Below are 17,196 nucleotides of genomic sequence, written 5' to 3'. Positions count from 1 at the left end.
AATGTCTTACAGCATTCTTATTTGAAAGCAACAGCTGTTTGTTTGGATGTACCCAGACCGTCAATGCCCAGTTCAATCACATCTCCAGCTTTAACATATACATTTGGTTTCATTCCCAAACCTACGCCTGCAGGTGTACCTGTTGAGATAACATCGCCTGGCAGCAGGGTCATAAACTGACTCAGGTAAGATACAAGGAACGGGATTTTAAAGATCAGGTTGGCTGTAGTACCATCCTGCATGGTTTTACCATTCAGCGTTAACCACAGGCGCAGGTTATCTATATCTTTAATTTCCTCTTTGGTTACCAGCCATGGGCCCAGCGGTGCAAAGGTATCGTTGCTCTTACCTTTTACCCACTGACCGCCACGTTCCAGCTGGAACTCACGCTCGCTATAGTCATTGTGCAGCGCATAACCTGCTATATATTCCAGCGCATCTTTCTCTTCCACATAGCTGGCCTTTTTGCCAATTACTACTGCCAGTTCCACTTCCCAGTCAGTCTTTACGCTGTTGCGGGGAATGATTACATCATCATTCGGGCCTACCAGCGCTGTGGTACTTTTGAAAAATACGATTGGTTCCTGAGGAATTGCTGCTCCGGTTTCCTTTGCGTGGTCAGCGTAGTTCAGACCAATGCAAATGATCTTGGAAGGCCTTGTAATGGGACTTCCCAGACGGGTACCTGCAGGCACGGAAGGACAATTTTTTTCATTTTGTGCCCACCATGCAGCCAGACGGTTCAAGCCATCTGTAGCCAGAAATTGCTCCCCAAAATCTTCACCGAATGCGCTTACATCAAACATGCCGGCTTCGGTTACCACTCCCGGCTTCTCAGCTCCCGGTGCTCCAAATCGTATCAGTTTCATATGTTAATTGTACTTTGTTTTTTATTATAAACACTTATCTCAGTGTATTGATCTTCAGGTGACCATTTTCCACTTTGATTTCCACAAGGTTCGTGTACTTTTTGTTCATAATCTGCACCAGAAACGCCTGCTCCGGATGAGATGCTGAATGCACGATACCTGTAGTTGCTTCTGCCGGTACTACCATTCCAATAGTTTTGTTTGCACCACCGTATTCTGCATAGATCTTTACAGAATCAGGAGTAGAAACAGGCAGTTTTTTCACGATCAGGTCAGCGATGATTGTACCGGATTGTAACTGTTGCTCGTAAGAATCAACTGCTTTCATATCCAGGCTGATGGTACCCAAACCAGCTTTTTCTTCAGCATAATGCCAGATTGCTTCAGGAGGAGTACCTACCTGATTGATCTTTGCAGTGCCGTTGTCAACGCTGGCATGGTAATACCTGGTGCTATGGTCACTCTTCAGCACACCAATATATACGCTGTTAGGCTTGTCCCATACGGCACGATACAGGTCCTGTTCGGCCACGTCTCTTGCCAGTGGCAGTTCAAACGTTTTGTCTGAAGACTGTCCATCTGCTTCGAAATGGATAGAGATACGAGTCGTATCCGCATCTGCCGGGAAAGCTACTGCTACCGTACCCGATGGTGTAGCTGGTTGAAACGCAGCTGATGTGTCTGACCCCTGCTGGTCACCGCCAGCCTTAGTACCGTTACCGCCACAAGCGTACATTAAGATTGTGGCTGGTATGATAACTGACCAAATAGATTTCATGAATAATGGAATTGTGGTTGATTAATTACAAATTAGAATTTACGAATATAAGATACCTTTTGCCTTATTTCATAATTCTTTACTTATAATTAATTATTAAGCTTTATAAATCCACCATCCAAAGGATAATCACAGCCGGTAATAAAGCCTGCTTCGTCTGAGCACAGGTATAATGCCAGGGTACCTACTTCAACCGGCCTGGCCATGCGTCCAATTGGTTGTGTCTGAGAGAGTTTCTCAAACATTTCAGCTTCTTTACCAGGGTAATTTTTAGCGATAAATCCGTCTACAAATGGTGTGTGCACACGTGCAGGAGACACGCAGTTACACCGGATGCCGTCCTTAATAAAATCTTTTGCCACGGAAAGGGTCATTGTAAGTACAGCACCCTTACTCATAGAATAGGCGAACCTGTCAGGGATCCCTACGCTGGAAGCAATGGAAGCGATGTTGAGGATCACACCACTCTTTTGAGCTTTCATCTGACCGATTACGGCGTACATACAGTTGTAAGTACCTTTCACATTCACATTATATACCCTGTCCAAATCTTCTTCTGAAGTGGTGTCCAGCCGGCCTACGTGAGCAATGCCGGCGCAGTTTACCAGGATGTCGATGCGGCCTGCGGCAGCAGTGATCTTTTCCATCACGGCGACTACCTCCGACTGCCTGGCTACATTGCAGCCATATACAGCAGCTTTACCGCCTTCGGCAGTGATGTCTGCAGCTGTCTGACGACCACCGTCTTCATTCAGCTCTATGATGTGAACACTGGCACCCTGGGCACCAAATACCTTTGCAATAGCCTGACCAATTCCGCTTCCGCCACCCGTGATGACTGCCACTTTATTATCTAATCTAAACAGGTTCATAATTTCCTTAATTTAAGGGTTCTAAAATAGCCTTTTTAACAAGGGAAAATCTATCTTTTTTTAGCAGTATTCTATACTTTATTACCATATTTTAAATTTTTTAAATAAATTAAGGTTGAAAATCAATTACACTATTGCTATTTTCTTCATTTTATGGTACCATTTTGCTATAGGGCAAAGCAATCCTTACCAGTTAGTTGACCTCACGAAGTATATTCCACATATCAGGCTGGATATCCGGTATGCAACTTCCAATAATTTTACTCACCAGGTATTGTATTCAAAAGCTGCTGCTTATTTGAAATTGCCAGCGGCAAAGGCGCTGAAAGAAGTCCAGGAGGAGTTGGAGCAGCGGGGATTAGGATTGTTGGTATATGACGGGTACAGGCCATTTAGTGTCACAGAAAAGATGTGGGAGATAGTACCGGATGAAAGGTATGCGGCGAATCCGGCCAAAGGGTCGGGGCATAACAGGGGGATAGCAGTGGATCTTACATTGTGTGACCTGAAGACAGGGAAGCCTTTGGCAATGCCGACGGATTTCGATGACTTTACCGAAAAGGCACATCAGGCGTATCCGGTGCAGGATAGTTTGGTAGCCAACAACCGGAAGTTACTCAGAGATGTAATGGAAAAACATGGGTTTGTAAATCTAACTACAGAATGGTGGCATTTTTATTTAAAAGATGGACAGGAATATCCAATTATGAATATACAATTCCAAAAACTATAAAAGGTTTGCTTTCGCAAACCTTTTATAGTTTTTGGCCCTGCAAGTTTCTACGCTCAGCAGAGCTGAGCGTAGAAACTTGCAAACGGGTTTAGTATATTTTATTCAGCGCATCCACATAAGCATGCATAGAAGCATTCACAATATCAGTCGAAGTACCATATCCATAGTAGCTCTGACCATTATGTTTCACCCTCATATTTACCTTACTCACATCCTTACTACCCCCTCTCATTGACTGAATATTAAACTCATCAATATCTATCTGATCTTTGATGATCTCATGGATCGCATTGATAGCCGCATCTACCGGACCATTACCAGCAGAACTGGCTTCCTTCTCCTCACCATTGATCTTCAGCTTCACTGTCGCCATAGGGCGCAGCGGATCGCCACATACTACCTGCAACAAGGTCACCTTAATCGCCTTATCATCTGTATAATTCTGATCATTGCCATTCCCCATCAGTTCCAGCAGATCTGCATCAGAAATCTCTTTCTTGCTGTCTGCCATGACGAGGAAGCGCTGATACACCTCATCCAGATTTACTTTATCCAGCTTATAACCCAGGCGCTCCAGGTGGTGCTTCAGGGCATGACGGCCACTACGTGCAGTCAGGATAATAGCATTGGACTCGATACCTACATCCTCCGGATTCAGGATCTCATAGTTTTCACGATGCTTCAGCACACCATCCTGGTGGATACCGGAACTATGTGCAAATGCATTGCGGCCAATGATCGCCTTATTCGGCTGCACCGGCATACGCATCATAGTTTCAACCATGTTGCTCAGATGATACAGTTTCTTAGACTGAATGCCTGTATGATACCCCAGCGCATGGTGTGTTTTCAGGATCATGGCTACTTCTTCCAGGGAAGTATTACCTGCACGCTCACCAATACCATTGATCGTACATTCTACCTGGCGTGCACCGTTGATCACACCTGCGATTGAGTTGGCAGTAGCCATACCCAGGTCATTGTGACAATGTACAGAGATAATTGCTTTATCAATGTTTGACACATGATCCATCAGGTACTTGATCTTCGCGCCATACTGGTCAGGCAGACAATAACCATTCGTATCAGGAATGTTTACAACAGTCGCACCTGCAGCGATCACCGCTTCGATCATCTGCGCGAGGTATGCATTGTCTGCACGACCTGCATCTTCTGCATAAAATTCTACATCGTCAACGAATTTACGTGCATATTTTACTGCATCAGCAGCACGCTTCAGGATCTCTTCGCGGGTACTGTTGAATTTATATTTAATGTGCATATCGGAAGAACCGATACCTGTATGAATACGCTTACGCTTTGCAAAACGCAGGGCTTCGGCAGCAGCATCAATATCCATAGTGTTCGCACGGGTCAGTGCACAGATCACCGGCTCACTCACAGCTTTCGATATTTCTACTACGCTCTGGAAATCGCCGGGGCTCGATATTGGGAAACCGGCTTCAATAACATCTACTCCCAGCGCTTCCAGCTCCTTGGCTATAGTGATCTTTTCAACTGTGGTCAGCTGACAGCCTGGCACCTGTTCACCATCGCGGAGAGTAGTATCGAAGACGTATACACGATTTTTATCGCTCATCTTATGTTGATTTGTTATTGTTTTTTAAAAATTAGCTTAAGTTTTCCAGTACTTTGGCACCCATCGCATCAGTACCCATCACCAGATGGTTTTCTGTATGCTTGTTAGCAATATCCATTGTACGGAAGCCTTGTTTCAAGGTAGCTTCCACTGCCTTAATCACACGCAGAGACTCATTTTTCAGACCAAAAGAAATGTCCAGCATCAATGCTGCAGACAGGATAGAAGCCAGCGGGTTGGCAATACCTTTACCTGCAATGTCATGTGCAGAACCATGGATAGGCTCATAGAAGCCAACGCTGTCACCTACAGAAGCAGAAGCCAGCATACCCATAGAACCAGCGATCTGGGAAGCTTCATCTGTCAGGATATCGCCAAACAGGTTGCCGGTTACCACTACGTCGAAACGCTTAGGATCCTTCACCAATTGCATAGCAGCGTTATCGATGAACATATGTTCTACCTCTACATCAGTATATTCTTTTTCCAGTGCCTGTACTACTTCGCGCCACAGACGGCTTGCTTCCAGTACATTCGCTTTATCCACAGAGCACAGTTTTTTACGACGGGTGCGCGCTGCTTCAAATGCTTTGCGGGCAATGCGTTCTACTTCATACTTATGATAGATCATCAGGTCAGAAGCAGTGTTGCGGTCTTCTGTACGTTTCTTTTCACCAAAGTAAACATCACCGGTCAGCTCGCGGAAGAACAGGATATCTGCTCCACGCAGGATTTCAGGCTTGATGCTGGAAGCTTCCAGCAGCTCATCAAACAACTTAATAGGACGCAGGTTTGCATACAATCCCAGTTCCTTACGGATCTTCAGTAAACCCTGTTCTGGACGTACCTTCAGCGTAGGATCATTGTCATATTTGGCATGTCCGATAGCGCCAAAAAGGATAGCATCACTCTTGCGTGCTTTATCCAGTGTTTCATCTGGCAGGGGGTTGCCGGTAGCTTCGATAGCTACGTGTCCCATGATGCCTTCTTCAAACGTAAAGTTGTGCTTGTAGTTAGTTGCTATTGTTTCCAGCACTTTCCTTCCCCAGGTAGTCACTTCTTGTCCGATACCATCACCCGGAATTACCAGTATTTTTTTGTCTACGCCCATTTAATGTTTAGTTGAGTTAAAGCGAAAAGTTAAAAATTAAACTCCCGGGTGGCTTCGTAAGCTTCAATATCCTTACGCAGGCTTAACAGGTAGTCAATATCATCATAGCCATTAATCAGGCATGCTTTCTTGTATGGATTGATGTCGAAGGAGGTTTCTTCACCTGTAGATACGATCTTCAGGGTCTGTTTTTCCAGGTCTACAGCCAGTTTCGCATTAGCATCCTTTTCTATTGCGGAGAAGATCTTGTCGAGGAATGCATCAGTTACCTGGATTGGCAGGATGAAGTTGTTCAGTGCATTGTTCTTAAAGATATCAGCAAAGAAACTGCTGATCACTACTTTGAAACCATAGTCAGCAATCGCCCATGCAGCGTGCTCACGGCTGGAACCACAACCAAAGTTCTTACCAGCTACCAGTACCTGCCCACTGTAAGTAGGATTGTTCAGTACGAAGTCTGCTTTGGGTTTGTTGTCGCCATCAAAGCGCCAGTCGCGAAACAGATTTTCCCCGAAACCGTCACGGGTAGTCGCTTTCAGGAAGCGCGCCGGAATGATCTGGTCAGTATCAATGTTTTCGATTGGAATAGGAACTGCTGTAGATTCCAACTGTTGAAAATTCTTACTCATTATATTTCGCCTCCGTAAAGAGGACTTTAAATTTACGTGTTTTACAAATTATTGTGCGTCTGCAATTTTCTCTGCTTTCACGCGCAACCTTACATACTTAGTATACCATTTGCCATCGCGGAAGTTGGTGGCACGCAGGCTTTCCTGTGCTGTTTTAAGAATAGGCAGTCTGTCTGCTTCAGGTATTGCTTCGAGGTAGTGTGCCCCAAACATCTGCAGCCATTCTACGATCCCATTCTCCGGATCAGCCAGCTCAGTTTCACGGTCAAAGTAGTTCAGCTGGTTTACCCGGAAACCATATTCTTCCAGCAGGGAAGTATATTCACCGGGGGATGGAAAATACCAAAAAGGTTTAAATTCATATCCCTTTTCTTCCATCGCTTTACTCAGTGCACCTGTAATATCGCCTACATTGCCTTTTCCTCCCATCTCCAATACCAGTCTGCCACCGGGCTTCAGGTGATGCCAGATCCTGTCCAACACTTTTTCTTTCTGGCGGATCCAGTGCAGGGTTGCATTGGAAAATACCGCATCGAAAGTCTGGTTCAGGGAAAAAGTAGTACCATCTGCTACTTCAAAATCAATAGCCGGAAAATGACTTTTTGCACTGGCAATCATACTGGCGGATGCATCTATCCCTTTTACCTTAGCCCCACTCTCAGCAATCTGAGCAGTGAGTTCGCCTGTACCACAACCCAGGTCGAGAATGCTCTCCCCTGCTTTGGGCTGCAGCCATTCTACTACGCTGTTGCCATAGTTGAATACAAAAGCGTGCTTCTCTTTATATAAATCCGCGTTCCAGGCCATGATAATACTTTTATACGAGTTCTCTTACATCTGTTACTTTACCAGTGATCGCTGCAGCTGCTGCTGACAGTGGGCTGGCCAGGAAGGTGCGGGCATTGGGGCCCTGACGGCCTTCAAAGTTGCGGTTGGAGGTAGAGATGCAATACATGCCGGCAGGAACTTTATCTTCGTTCATACCCAGACATGCAGAACACCCTGGTTCACGCAGCTGGAAACCGGCAGCTTCAAATACCTTGTCGATACCTTCTTTCTTCGCCTGCGCTTCTACCTGTTTGGAACCTGGTACGATCCAAACCACTACATCATCTGCCTTATGCTTACCTTTTACAAATTCAGCCACCATACGCAGGTCTTCGATGCGGCTGTTGGTACAGCTACCGATGAATACATAGTCCACCTTTTTGCCCAGCAGCCCGCTGCCAGCCTCGAGGCCCATATAATCCAGCGATTTTTTGAAGGAAGGTTTTTCTTTCTCATCCAGCTGTTCCAGGGATGGAATGTGCTGGGTTACACCAATACCCATACCCGGGTTGGTACCGTAAGTGATCATTGGTTCGATATCTGCAGCATCGAAGGTGATAACGGAGTCAAACTCAGCATCAGCATCGGAGTACAGTGTCTGCCAATAAGCCAGGGCTTTATCCCAGTCTGCACCTTTTGGCGCAAACTCGCGGCCCTTGATATAGTCGAAAGTAGTCTGGTCAGGAGCAATCAAACCTCCACGTGCCCCCATCTCGATACTCATGTTACAGATGGTCATACGGGCTTCCATGCTCAGGCTGCGGATCGCCTCACCGGCAAACTCCACAAAGTAGCCGGTAGCACCGGATGCAGAGATTTTGGAGATGATGTACAGGATGATATCCTTGGATACCACTCCTTTTTTCAGCTGACCATTTACCTCAATTTTCATTCGTTTTGGACGGTATTGGAGCAGACACTGGGTTGCCAGCACCATTTCCACTTCGGAAGTACCAATACCGAAAGCGATAGCACCAAAGGCACCGTGAGTGCTGGTATGGCTATCACCACACACAATGGTCATACCTGGCAGGGTGATACCCAGCTCGGGGCCGATTACGTGAACAATACCCTGGTAAGGATGGCCCAGACCGTACAGTTCTACGCCAAACTCTGCTGTGTTCTGTGTCAGCATTTCTACCTGCTTACGGCTCAGCGCTTCCTTGATAGGCAGGTGCTGATCCATGGTAGGTACGTTGTGGTCCGCAGTAGCACGGGTCTTGCCGGTACGGAATACCGGAATGCCCCTTTTGCGCAATCCGTCAAATGCCTGTGGACTGGTAACTTCGTGGATAAAATGTGTGTTGATGTACACTACATCCGGAAATCCAGGCTTGCTTACCACGATATGATTGTCCCAGATCTTGTCAACTAATGTTTTTCCCATTCCGTAATTACTTTTTATGAGCCTGTTGCACAAATTTGTTACATAAAATTTTGTATCATACTTTACTTCGTGCAAGCCAGGCGAAATCATTAATTTTGTGCTTCCCTGTTTGTTTGTAACTTCAAATCTAATAGCAAACCTTAATTACCATATAGCTAAATTTGCTTTAATTACGATATATAACATAGCCTGACGAGAACTAGTGGTTTGATTGTCAGTCAATTATAACATATTATAAACGATGTCCAACAGTCAGCATGATGCGCTCTTTATACTGATAAAAACGCTCACCAAAGCAGAAAAACGGAATTTCCAGCTTGCTTTTAACAAAAATAACTCTAAGGAAGACGTTTTATTCATTCAGCTTTTTAACACACTGGACAAACTGAAAGAATACGATGAAGAACAGATCCTGAAGAAAATACCCGCTATCAAAAAGCAACAGCTGAGCAACGTGAAAGCTCACCTGTACAAGCAGTTGCTGACCACACTCCGCCTGCTCTACAAACAAAAAGACCCACTGATAGACCTGCGGGAACAACTGGATTACGCCCGCGTACTCTACAGCAAAGGACTTTATAACCAGAGCCTGAAGCTTCTTTCTAAAGCCAAAGCTATGGCCATAGAGCAGGAAGAAGTAATGCTAAGTTACGAAATCATTGAATTTGAGAAACTTATAGAAAGCAGGCATATTACCCGCAGCCTGGAAAACAGGGCCGATGAACTGAGCGAAGAAAGCCGGGTGATAGAGCAGAAACTGAGCAATATCAGCAAACTTTCTACCCTCTCCCTCCGCATGTACGGACTCTACCTCAAACTGGGCCATGCCCGGGATGAGCGGGATGCCAATATGGTCAAATTGTTCTTCGAAAAAGAACTGCCTGCCAATTGTCACCAGGATATGAGTTTTTACGAAAAGATCCATCTTTACCAGGCCTATAGCTGGTATTACTATATCCTGCAGGACTTTGTGATGTTTTACCGGTATACACGTAAATGGGTAGACCTCTTTACCCTGTATCCATCCCTGCAGAAGACGGACGTAGAACTGTACATCAAGGCCATGCACAACCTGCTCACAGCACAGTTCTATACCAGTAACCATGTGAAGTTTATCCGTGATCTGGGTACATTGGAAACATTCATTGCGGACAACAATGAAACCTTCAATGAGAATACCAAAACCACAGCATTTGTGTATCTGTATACGGCACGGATTAACAGATATTTTCTGGAAGGAACATTCAGTGAAGGACTGGTGATCATCCCCCAGCTGGAAGCGGAGATTGCTGAACACCAGCTCAAGGTAGACCAGCACAGGGTTTTACTCTTTTATTATAAGATCGCCTGTCTGTACTTTGGAAGTGGAGATAACAACAAGGCGATTGTATACCTGAATAAAATCATTCACCTGCGTATTGGCAATCTCCGGGCAGATATACAGTGTTTTGCACGCATCCTGCACCTCATTGCTCACTATGAACTGGAGAATTATAGTCTCGTAGAATACCTGATTAAGTCAGTATATCACTTCATTGCCAAGAACAAAGACCTTGGGCAAATGATGGAAGAAATATTAAAGTTCCTTCGTAAGAATATTTATGCGAATCCGAAGGCATTGAAAAGTGCATTTGCTAACCTGAAAGAGAAACTTGTACAGCTATCGCAGAACCCTTACGAAAGAAGATCATTCCTGTACCTGGATATCATCTCCTGGCTGGAGAGCAAGATCGAAGGTATCCCTGTACAGGACGTGATCAGAAGGAAATTTGTAAAGAGAGAAAAAAGAATTTAATAATCCCACTTCACATCCTTACTCAGGATATAAAGGTTACGCAGGTCATTGAACTCACGGTGTTCCCATTTATCTTTGATATCCATCTTCAGGTTATTCAGACTATTTGTGGATAATACCCAGTTCAATGGCACCTGGCTACCTGACTTCCCAATACAAAGCTGAATGACTTTTCCATGCAGTTCATCCTCTGTATAATGACGCAACTCATCCATCGCCATCGCTGAGCGCCCCGCACGGGTATCGTAAATACCTGCCAGGATTTCACTCAGCTCATTACCAAAACTCAGGTTCTTGGTATCCGCCTCTCTCGAATCACTGAAGTTGAGCACAAATACAAATGGCACTACTTCGCCATTTCTGAATGCTTTGGATTTTAATTTCAATGTCTGCAATATTTCCAGCATGGTAGCAGTGCCAGTGTTTTCCACATATCCACCATCTACATAGTGGTATTTGGTCTCATCATCCTGCTTTAAATTTCCGCCGGGAGAGAACAGTGGGAAACGTGTACTGAAATTTACGACCGTACTGTAACGGATACCTCCGCGTATTTTTTTATTAAAAAGATCTCTTCGCTGTGATAAGAGCATCGTACTGTCAGGCCGAACATTCGTCATCCAGCATTGCAGTCCTGTTTCTACTTCTGTAGTGTTAATAAATAAGGCAGGCAATGTGTTTCTGGAGGAATATAATTTCTGGAAATTATCGGAAAAGATATTACTCGCATCGGGGGTTACGACTCTTCTATAGCCACTCTCCCAGCCTTTTTCCAATGCTGCCGCCCTGTCAAAAACAGGTATTTGGAATGGTAAAAACAGATTGATCAGATCACCATAAAACATCTTTCCAATTACAGGAGAAAGATAGTCCTGCTGGAAAAACAGATCCGTCATATTCGTCAGCGAATCTACTTTGTGTAAACTATCTGGTGTGAGGTAAGCCATGGCATTAAAAAATGCAATACCCAGGCTTCCGCCGGAGACACCTGAATAAGCATAAATCGCACGCTTGAAGTTGAAGGGATGACTCACCACCGGCTGAATAATATCGGCCCCTTTTAAAGTGTCAGGATGTAATTTTTTATAAACAGAATCCTGCGCATTCGCCAGGCTTTCCTGCAGAAAACTCAGCATCAGTGAAGTAAAGGCCCCCGTTCTTAAAGCGCCCCCTTCTGCACACACAAACACCACAGGATATTTAGGAATGGGCCGTCCTGCTGTATCTCTTACCCAACTAAAGAAATACCGGTGATCACCTTCAGCTTTATATTGCTCAAACCAATTATCAAAATGTGAGGACATCAATGGCCTGCGGTCATAATTACTTTCGCTGTCATAGCGTACTGGATGATCATTATTCAGCAGTGATGAAAAGATCAATACGACTACCAAAGTAATGCGCAATGAGAAAGGTTTCCTTCGCAACAAGGCATAATCCACGTACAGCAAACCGATATAAATACCGATCCAGCAGGCAAATGCAAAGATGACAAGACCGGGAGCTCCAATCTTTTCATAATACCGGATAGGCAGTACACTTACGATGAAGAAAATACTGAGACTGGTGAGCGCGATAATCTTCAATTGAAGATGTAGTTGCTTATAAAACTTCAATGGAATCCGGTAGATCCATCTGTACATCGAATCTGGTTTATCATCCTGTATCAGACCTGTAGGAAATGGTACAAACGAAGCGGGTACAATAGTCTCAGGGGGCATTTTACCCGGGTCCTTCAGAAATTCGCTTTGCTCTGCCCGCGACAGATTTAAAAACTGCTCCGTAAAATCTTCATACCGCCCGTTGATATTGTCAGAGAAATTAGATGGCTTGCGCAACTGAAACACATAGTCATTATAAATGCCGATCAGCTTATTGCACCATTCCATTTCCTGTTTGGGCAGGCGCATGAAAGACATTATTCCCGATGGCTTTTTAGACACCAGTTCACCTGATTTTGGATCCATAATGATCTCATCCGGACCTTCTTTTTTATCATCCAGGAAATAGGCTCTTGCTACCAGGTTCACTAACAACAGCATGCAACCCATTGGGATGCCAAAGCCCCAGTTGCGCTGATTGGCAGTGAGTGTATTTTCACCGATGTAATTGATGACGAAACCTAAGAGCAGGATGAAATAAGGCATGAGCAGGGAAGTCTGCGCAATGGTTTTCTGCACAGCTTTTCGCCATTGTACTCTTTCGTCAGAGAGGCTTTTGCCGGAGTGGTCTGTTACATAGATGGCATACCTGCTTCCATATTCCGATACCACACTCCATATAAAAGCACCGCCCAGCAACCAAAGCAGATTACCTACATGATGCTGGACGGCAATTTCTTCCACGACTATCAGCAATACATCCCTGCCCTGTGGCAATACGGTAAATACCAGTAAGGCTACAATATGCAGGGTGACGAACATACCACAGCTGCGGAGCACACTTACAAAGTCGCTAATCATATACCGCAGGGGCACATGATTCCGGGCTTTGTTCAGTTCATTATACAATCCTTTGTAATGATAAAACAAAAAGCCTGCGAAAGACTTTAACAAGTCTAACAGTTTTTCCATAACTATTTTTTTGGGGTTGAACAGGTTACTTTACACCTCCACTCCAGAACCAGCTTCCTTCTTCAGTGTAGTACCATTTACTGTTGTTATTGATCTTTTCACCGTTGTTCACATACCCATCATATGCAAGCTGGATGCCTGGTTCCACGATATTGACAGGAGCTTTATGGGTATCCGGAGCAGAGCGGATATTGAGTCTGGACCGGGAAGTGACTTTACCTGTTACTTTTACTTTTTGTGGGATGTCGCCATCGTCGTCATTATTTACGGGAGTAGTATGGTTACCATTGGCCAGTGCGATCAGTTTATTGAGATCTACTTTTGTACCCGGACAGGTTTTAGCACCATAAATTTCATGATGTCCGATTACATGTTGCCTATCCAGCGGAATATGCCAGCGATCAGCAATATCTCGGATCAGGGCTGCGCTGGCGGCATACATGGCATCAGACCATGGTGTATCACCTTTACCTTCGTGTTCGATACCGATGGTGTAATAATTTGGATTGATGTACTGACCATTAGAAGTTTTGATCAGCGACCATGAAGGTGTGTACACACGGCCTGCATGCCAGGCACTGTCTGTTTCCTTCACGTATTGATGCACTTCGCCCTGCTGGCCTACGCCGTAGTGGGCTGATACTTTGGATGCAGGATTGCTAAACCAGCTGTCAGTGCCGGTGAGAGTGCCATCCATGATGTGGATAACGATGGCAAATGGGGTATAATTCTTTCTTCCTGCGGTGAAGTTGGGGCTAAATTTTGTTACGATACTCATCCTAATGCATTATTATGTTGTGGGGTGTATTCATCTGCAACCAGCTCTGGTTCTTCGTCTACAGAGACAGGTGCAGATGTTGTTTGTTCAACTGAGACAGTCACCGGTGGTGTGGCAGTGATGGTGACCGGGGCGGCAGCTTTTACTTTGCTAAGGTATGTCTGGAAGAAACCTTCAATGAAATCCGCGCCTGCGTAGCCGATAGCAATAATAGTTACAATAGCTTCTGTCTGGTAACCATCTGCGGTTTTGAGTGAGGCACCTTTAATAATCATACCAATGGCACCAGCTACAAAGCCGATGAAGATACTTACCCAGAGGCGGCCTGTATCCATTTTCTCAGGCGTATTACCTGTTGCTACCTGCTGTGCGTTGGAATCACTTAGTTTTTTCAGTCCTACGGCAATTCGTATTCCCTGGCCTAATGCACCAAGGAGACCACCGGCAATTACGGTGTAGATGATGTCTGTGATGGACATAACATTCAATTTTGGGGTTGTGGTTTTACAATATCTTTCTGGTATATCGAGTTTTGGGGCTTGTGCTTTTTTCTAATAAGTCAAATATAACAAATATGGTGGAGTGTTGTTTAAAAAATAATTAATGAATTGCGCTATTGCTCAGCCAGGCGGCCGATCTGCACCGGACCTAGCAAACCGGAAGGCAATAAATTCCATTCTGGTCGGATAAAGATATTAGTGTGTGTCACGCGCTGGGCATCGGTTAGCCCCCGGTCTCCGACAAGCCGGTTTCGCCAGCTGTTAATGACAGTGATCTGCAGATCATTCTTCCCCTTTTTCAATGATACAGGTACCCTGAATGGAGGTGTCCATACAATGCCTAGATCTGTTCCATTTAAATTGATCTTAGCAATACCTACGTCTTCAATTTTTCCCAGATCGAGGTATAAAGAATCAGTTGTTTTACCATTCCAGTCAAATGACTGTTGGTAAGTTGCAGCACCTGAATAATACTTCACTGCGGAATCCTGATTGTTGGTCCAGCTTTCCAGCCTGGTGAATGTTTTGACCGGCATATTCCTGAATTGCACCTGCCAGGGATTTCGCAATGTATCGAGGGGAATAAATACAAAGTTGTTGGTTCCTGTTTTTCCATCGCCCGAAACAGGCTTTCTAAAAACAACAAAATAAGACCCATATGGCGCAAAAGTCAGGGGGATGACCGTTCTACCCTCCTGCTGTCTGAAAGTTGAAATTTGGCGAACTTCTCCCCTTACAGGATCCCAGCATTCCGGTTGCCTGCCTGCGATCCTGAAACTCACATCCAATTTCACGGCGGTATCAGCGGTGTTACTTACAAAGTAATAATCTACATTCTCCTGCTGGTGATGAATCCAGTTAATGTTTTTACCAATAAAATCGGGTGTGAGAGTTGTATTTGTTTGTAATGAATTTACTTTTTGCTGCACTGCATCAGACAATTTGTAGTCTGAAGGAACCACCAGTTTTTTGTACCGCATACCTCCGGGTAATTCAAGCATTCCATTCTTCAGTTCTAATTTCATCAGCTGTTCTTCGTTGATTACATCATAGTCGTTATAAGGCAATACATGTGCAGGATCGCTTTCTTTATTCCTTGCAATGTTCGGTACATGATCGCCATAATAATAAACTACATCTGCTACAAATCTTCCCTGCTGCATCATGTATTGAACCCTGGCCATGTAATTGAAGAATGCCTCAGCAAAGGGCCACCAGGTAATGTGCCTGTTAAAATGCGTACCTGCAAAATATTCCTGGCCCGGTTCTCCCATGGATGCAGGTGAGGAGGTAAATGTATGCAGGAATACCAGGTTCAGACCAGCACATACTTCATGGTCAAAAGAGCTTTTCATATCGCGCCAGATCACATCGTTCCAGTGTTTTCCTATGGTGGTAAATGCCTCGGCTCCTACTAGTTTTTTATTGTAAATATGCGCTGCACTTGCTGCCTGTTTTACAAAAAAACGGCTATCCGGATCTGGTCGGTGAGCAGAAGGTGACCAGAATTCACTCATCATAATATCACTATGCCCATAGTTTTTCAATCCATCAAAGAAGCCTACGTGCGGCCCGGAACATTCAGGGCCTGTACCCATCCCATATTTTGCGGCATGTTCTTTAAATACCTTGTAGTGATAATCAGCTACCAGGTCTCCGATCGTTTTCCTGAAATCATTCAGGAACTGGTTGCTGGAATCAGGACTGTCGATAATCTTTCCGGCTACTACAGGCAGGTAAGGCAACAGATCATAGCCTCTGCGGGTCTGAAATTCTTTACGGAAATTTTCAGTCCAGTTAATTCCTCCGAGTTCCCAGCTGTCCGTCTGCAAATAACGTAAAGTAGTGCCTGCGTCATCACCAATACTATCCAGTAGCGGTTTAACATGGGAGTTCCAATACCTGTCAAAATGAGTGGCATTCATGTAGTCGATCACAAGGCCCTGCCATTTGCCACTTGCAGTAGAAATGTGCGCACCATTGTTGGTATAACCAAAACGCATGACCACCCATTTGCCTGCAGGCGCTTTCCATTTCAAATGACCGTTATGATCCATATAGCGACTGATATCACGAACTTCGCCGTGCCTGGCATTCGCATTACCAGTTACATCATTCTTTAATAAATAGCGGGTATCTGCAGCGGAAAAACCGGCTTCTTCAAAAGCCGCTTTCTTATGCAGGTCTTTTAGTGGATGAATACCTGCAGTATCTCTCCAGGGAAATGCCAGTACTGCAATATCCCTGTAAAATCCTACACGCCGGGGAGGGGTAGCCAACTGCACCTGGATGGTGCTATTTCCCGCCAATATTGTATCTGACCAGGTAATATGCTTTGTCGATTCCTGTGGTGTCACATCCGGTGCTCCCAAGTTCCAGCCACTCTGAATATTCATACTTAACTCCAGTCCTAACCTGTGCGCTTCGTGCACTGCGTGCTGAAATAACGCCACCCATGCAGGGGACCCAAACATGGGGCCTTCGGGTACATTCCCATTATCCCGCTGATCCTGCCCCCCTGCATCTACAATACAGGCACCACTCAATCCTTTGGCTTTCATAGCTTCCAGATCCAGCGTAATGCTTTCCTTTGTAACATTGCCATTGAGCCACCACCACCAGCAACGGATACCAGCGCTGGCGGGAGGATGAGCAAATAAAGCAGGATCTATTTGTTGTGCATAGCTAAACTGGCAAAGCAGTATTAGAAGTAAGTAGCAGTTTTTCATAACTTAGAGGCCGG

14 protein-coding genes are annotated in these 17,196 nt (G+C 45.0%); 2 read left to right on the top strand and 12 right to left on the bottom strand.

The features are described 5' to 3' along the window. Positions 1-17: 17 nt before the first annotated feature. From DXN04_RS02735 to DXN04_RS02725, 3 genes are all read right to left on the bottom strand, one after another. Entirely contained in the window at positions 18-869 is an 852-nt protein-coding gene (locus tag DXN04_RS02735; protein ID WP_116851762.1) for a fumarylacetoacetate hydrolase family protein, read from the bottom strand. Between the two features lie 34 nt (positions 870-903). Beyond that, positions 904-1,647 (bottom strand): hypothetical protein, encoded by a 744-nt coding sequence (locus tag DXN04_RS02730; RefSeq protein ID WP_116851761.1) that lies wholly within the window; start codon positions 1,645-1,647, stop codon positions 904-906. Positions 1,648-1,736: 89 nt separating this feature from the next. Next, positions 1,737-2,519, bottom strand: a complete 783-nt coding sequence (locus DXN04_RS02725) for an SDR family NAD(P)-dependent oxidoreductase (protein ID WP_199414972.1) — start codon at positions 2,517-2,519, stop codon at positions 1,737-1,739. Positions 2,520-2,634: 115 nt separating this feature from the next. On the opposite strand from DXN04_RS02725, the gene DXN04_RS02720 reads away from it, so the two are divergent. Then, positions 2,635-3,252 carry a M15 family metallopeptidase gene (locus DXN04_RS02720; RefSeq protein WP_158568821.1) on the top strand — a complete coding sequence of 206 codons (618 nt, stop codon included), beginning with the start codon at positions 2,635-2,637 and terminating at the stop codon, positions 3,250-3,252. A gap of 88 nt (positions 3,253-3,340) precedes the next feature. Here DXN04_RS02720 and DXN04_RS02715 read toward each other — a convergent pair whose 3' ends face one another. Genes DXN04_RS02715 through leuC form a run of 5 tightly spaced genes read right to left on the bottom strand, consistent with a single transcriptional unit; the run spans position 3,341 to position 8,807 of the window. Beyond that, positions 3,341-4,852, bottom strand: coding sequence for a 2-isopropylmalate synthase (locus DXN04_RS02715; RefSeq protein ID WP_116851759.1), 1,512 nt, complete (start codon positions 4,850-4,852; stop codon positions 3,341-3,343). A 31-nt stretch (positions 4,853-4,883) separates the two neighbouring features. Then, the gene (leuB, locus tag DXN04_RS02710) at positions 4,884-5,963 is read right to left on the bottom strand and encodes a 3-isopropylmalate dehydrogenase (RefSeq protein WP_116851758.1); all 1,080 of its coding nucleotides are present in this window, start codon (positions 5,961-5,963) and stop codon (positions 4,884-4,886) included. A 29-nt stretch (positions 5,964-5,992) separates the two neighbouring features. Continuing rightward, a complete protein-coding gene (gene leuD / locus DXN04_RS02705; protein WP_116851757.1) occupies positions 5,993-6,592 on the bottom strand; it encodes a 3-isopropylmalate dehydratase small subunit in 600 nt (199 codons plus the stop codon). A gap of 48 nt (positions 6,593-6,640) precedes the next feature. Further along, complete coding sequence (locus DXN04_RS02700; protein ID WP_116851756.1) at positions 6,641-7,399, bottom strand: methyltransferase domain-containing protein; 759 nt, start codon at positions 7,397-7,399, stop codon at positions 6,641-6,643. A gap of 10 nt (positions 7,400-7,409) precedes the next feature. Beyond that, on the bottom strand, positions 7,410-8,807 hold the full coding sequence (leuC, locus tag DXN04_RS02695; RefSeq protein ID WP_116852410.1) for a 3-isopropylmalate dehydratase large subunit: 1,398 nt from the start codon (positions 8,805-8,807) through the stop codon (positions 7,410-7,412). A 241-nt stretch (positions 8,808-9,048) separates the two neighbouring features. On the opposite strand from leuC, the gene DXN04_RS02690 reads away from it, so the two are divergent. Next, the gene (locus DXN04_RS02690; RefSeq protein ID WP_116851755.1) at positions 9,049-10,602 is read left to right on the top strand and encodes a hypothetical protein; all 1,554 of its coding nucleotides are present in this window, start codon (positions 9,049-9,051) and stop codon (positions 10,600-10,602) included. Here DXN04_RS02690 and DXN04_RS02685 read toward each other — a convergent pair. The 4 genes from DXN04_RS02685 to DXN04_RS02670 form a co-directional block, all read right to left on the bottom strand. Then, the gene (locus DXN04_RS02685; RefSeq protein ID WP_116851754.1) at positions 10,599-13,175 is read right to left on the bottom strand and encodes a hypothetical protein; all 2,577 of its coding nucleotides are present in this window, start codon (positions 13,173-13,175) and stop codon (positions 10,599-10,601) included. The genes DXN04_RS02690 and DXN04_RS02685 overlap by 4 nt on opposite strands. Before the next feature lie 25 nt (positions 13,176-13,200). After that, a complete protein-coding gene (locus DXN04_RS02680) occupies positions 13,201-13,953 on the bottom strand; it encodes an N-acetylmuramoyl-L-alanine amidase (RefSeq protein WP_116851753.1) in 753 nt (250 codons plus the stop codon). Beyond that, on the bottom strand, positions 13,950-14,432 hold the full coding sequence (locus DXN04_RS02675; RefSeq protein ID WP_116851752.1) for a hypothetical protein: 483 nt from the start codon (positions 14,430-14,432) through the stop codon (positions 13,950-13,952). Before DXN04_RS02675 ends, DXN04_RS02680 begins: the two co-directional genes overlap by 4 nt. Positions 14,433-14,566: 134 nt before the next feature. Next, positions 14,567-17,182 (bottom strand): glycosyl hydrolase, encoded by a 2,616-nt coding sequence (locus DXN04_RS02670; RefSeq protein ID WP_116851751.1) that lies wholly within the window; start codon positions 17,180-17,182, stop codon positions 14,567-14,569. Positions 17,183-17,196 lie beyond the last annotated feature (14 nt).

This window comes from Chitinophaga silvisoli (assembly GCF_003412465.1).
GTDB lineage: Bacteria > Bacteroidota > Bacteroidia > Chitinophagales > Chitinophagaceae > Chitinophaga > Chitinophaga silvisoli.
The sequence above is the reverse complement of the archived record's forward strand: the minus strand, read 5'-3'. Positions and strand labels throughout refer to the sequence as shown.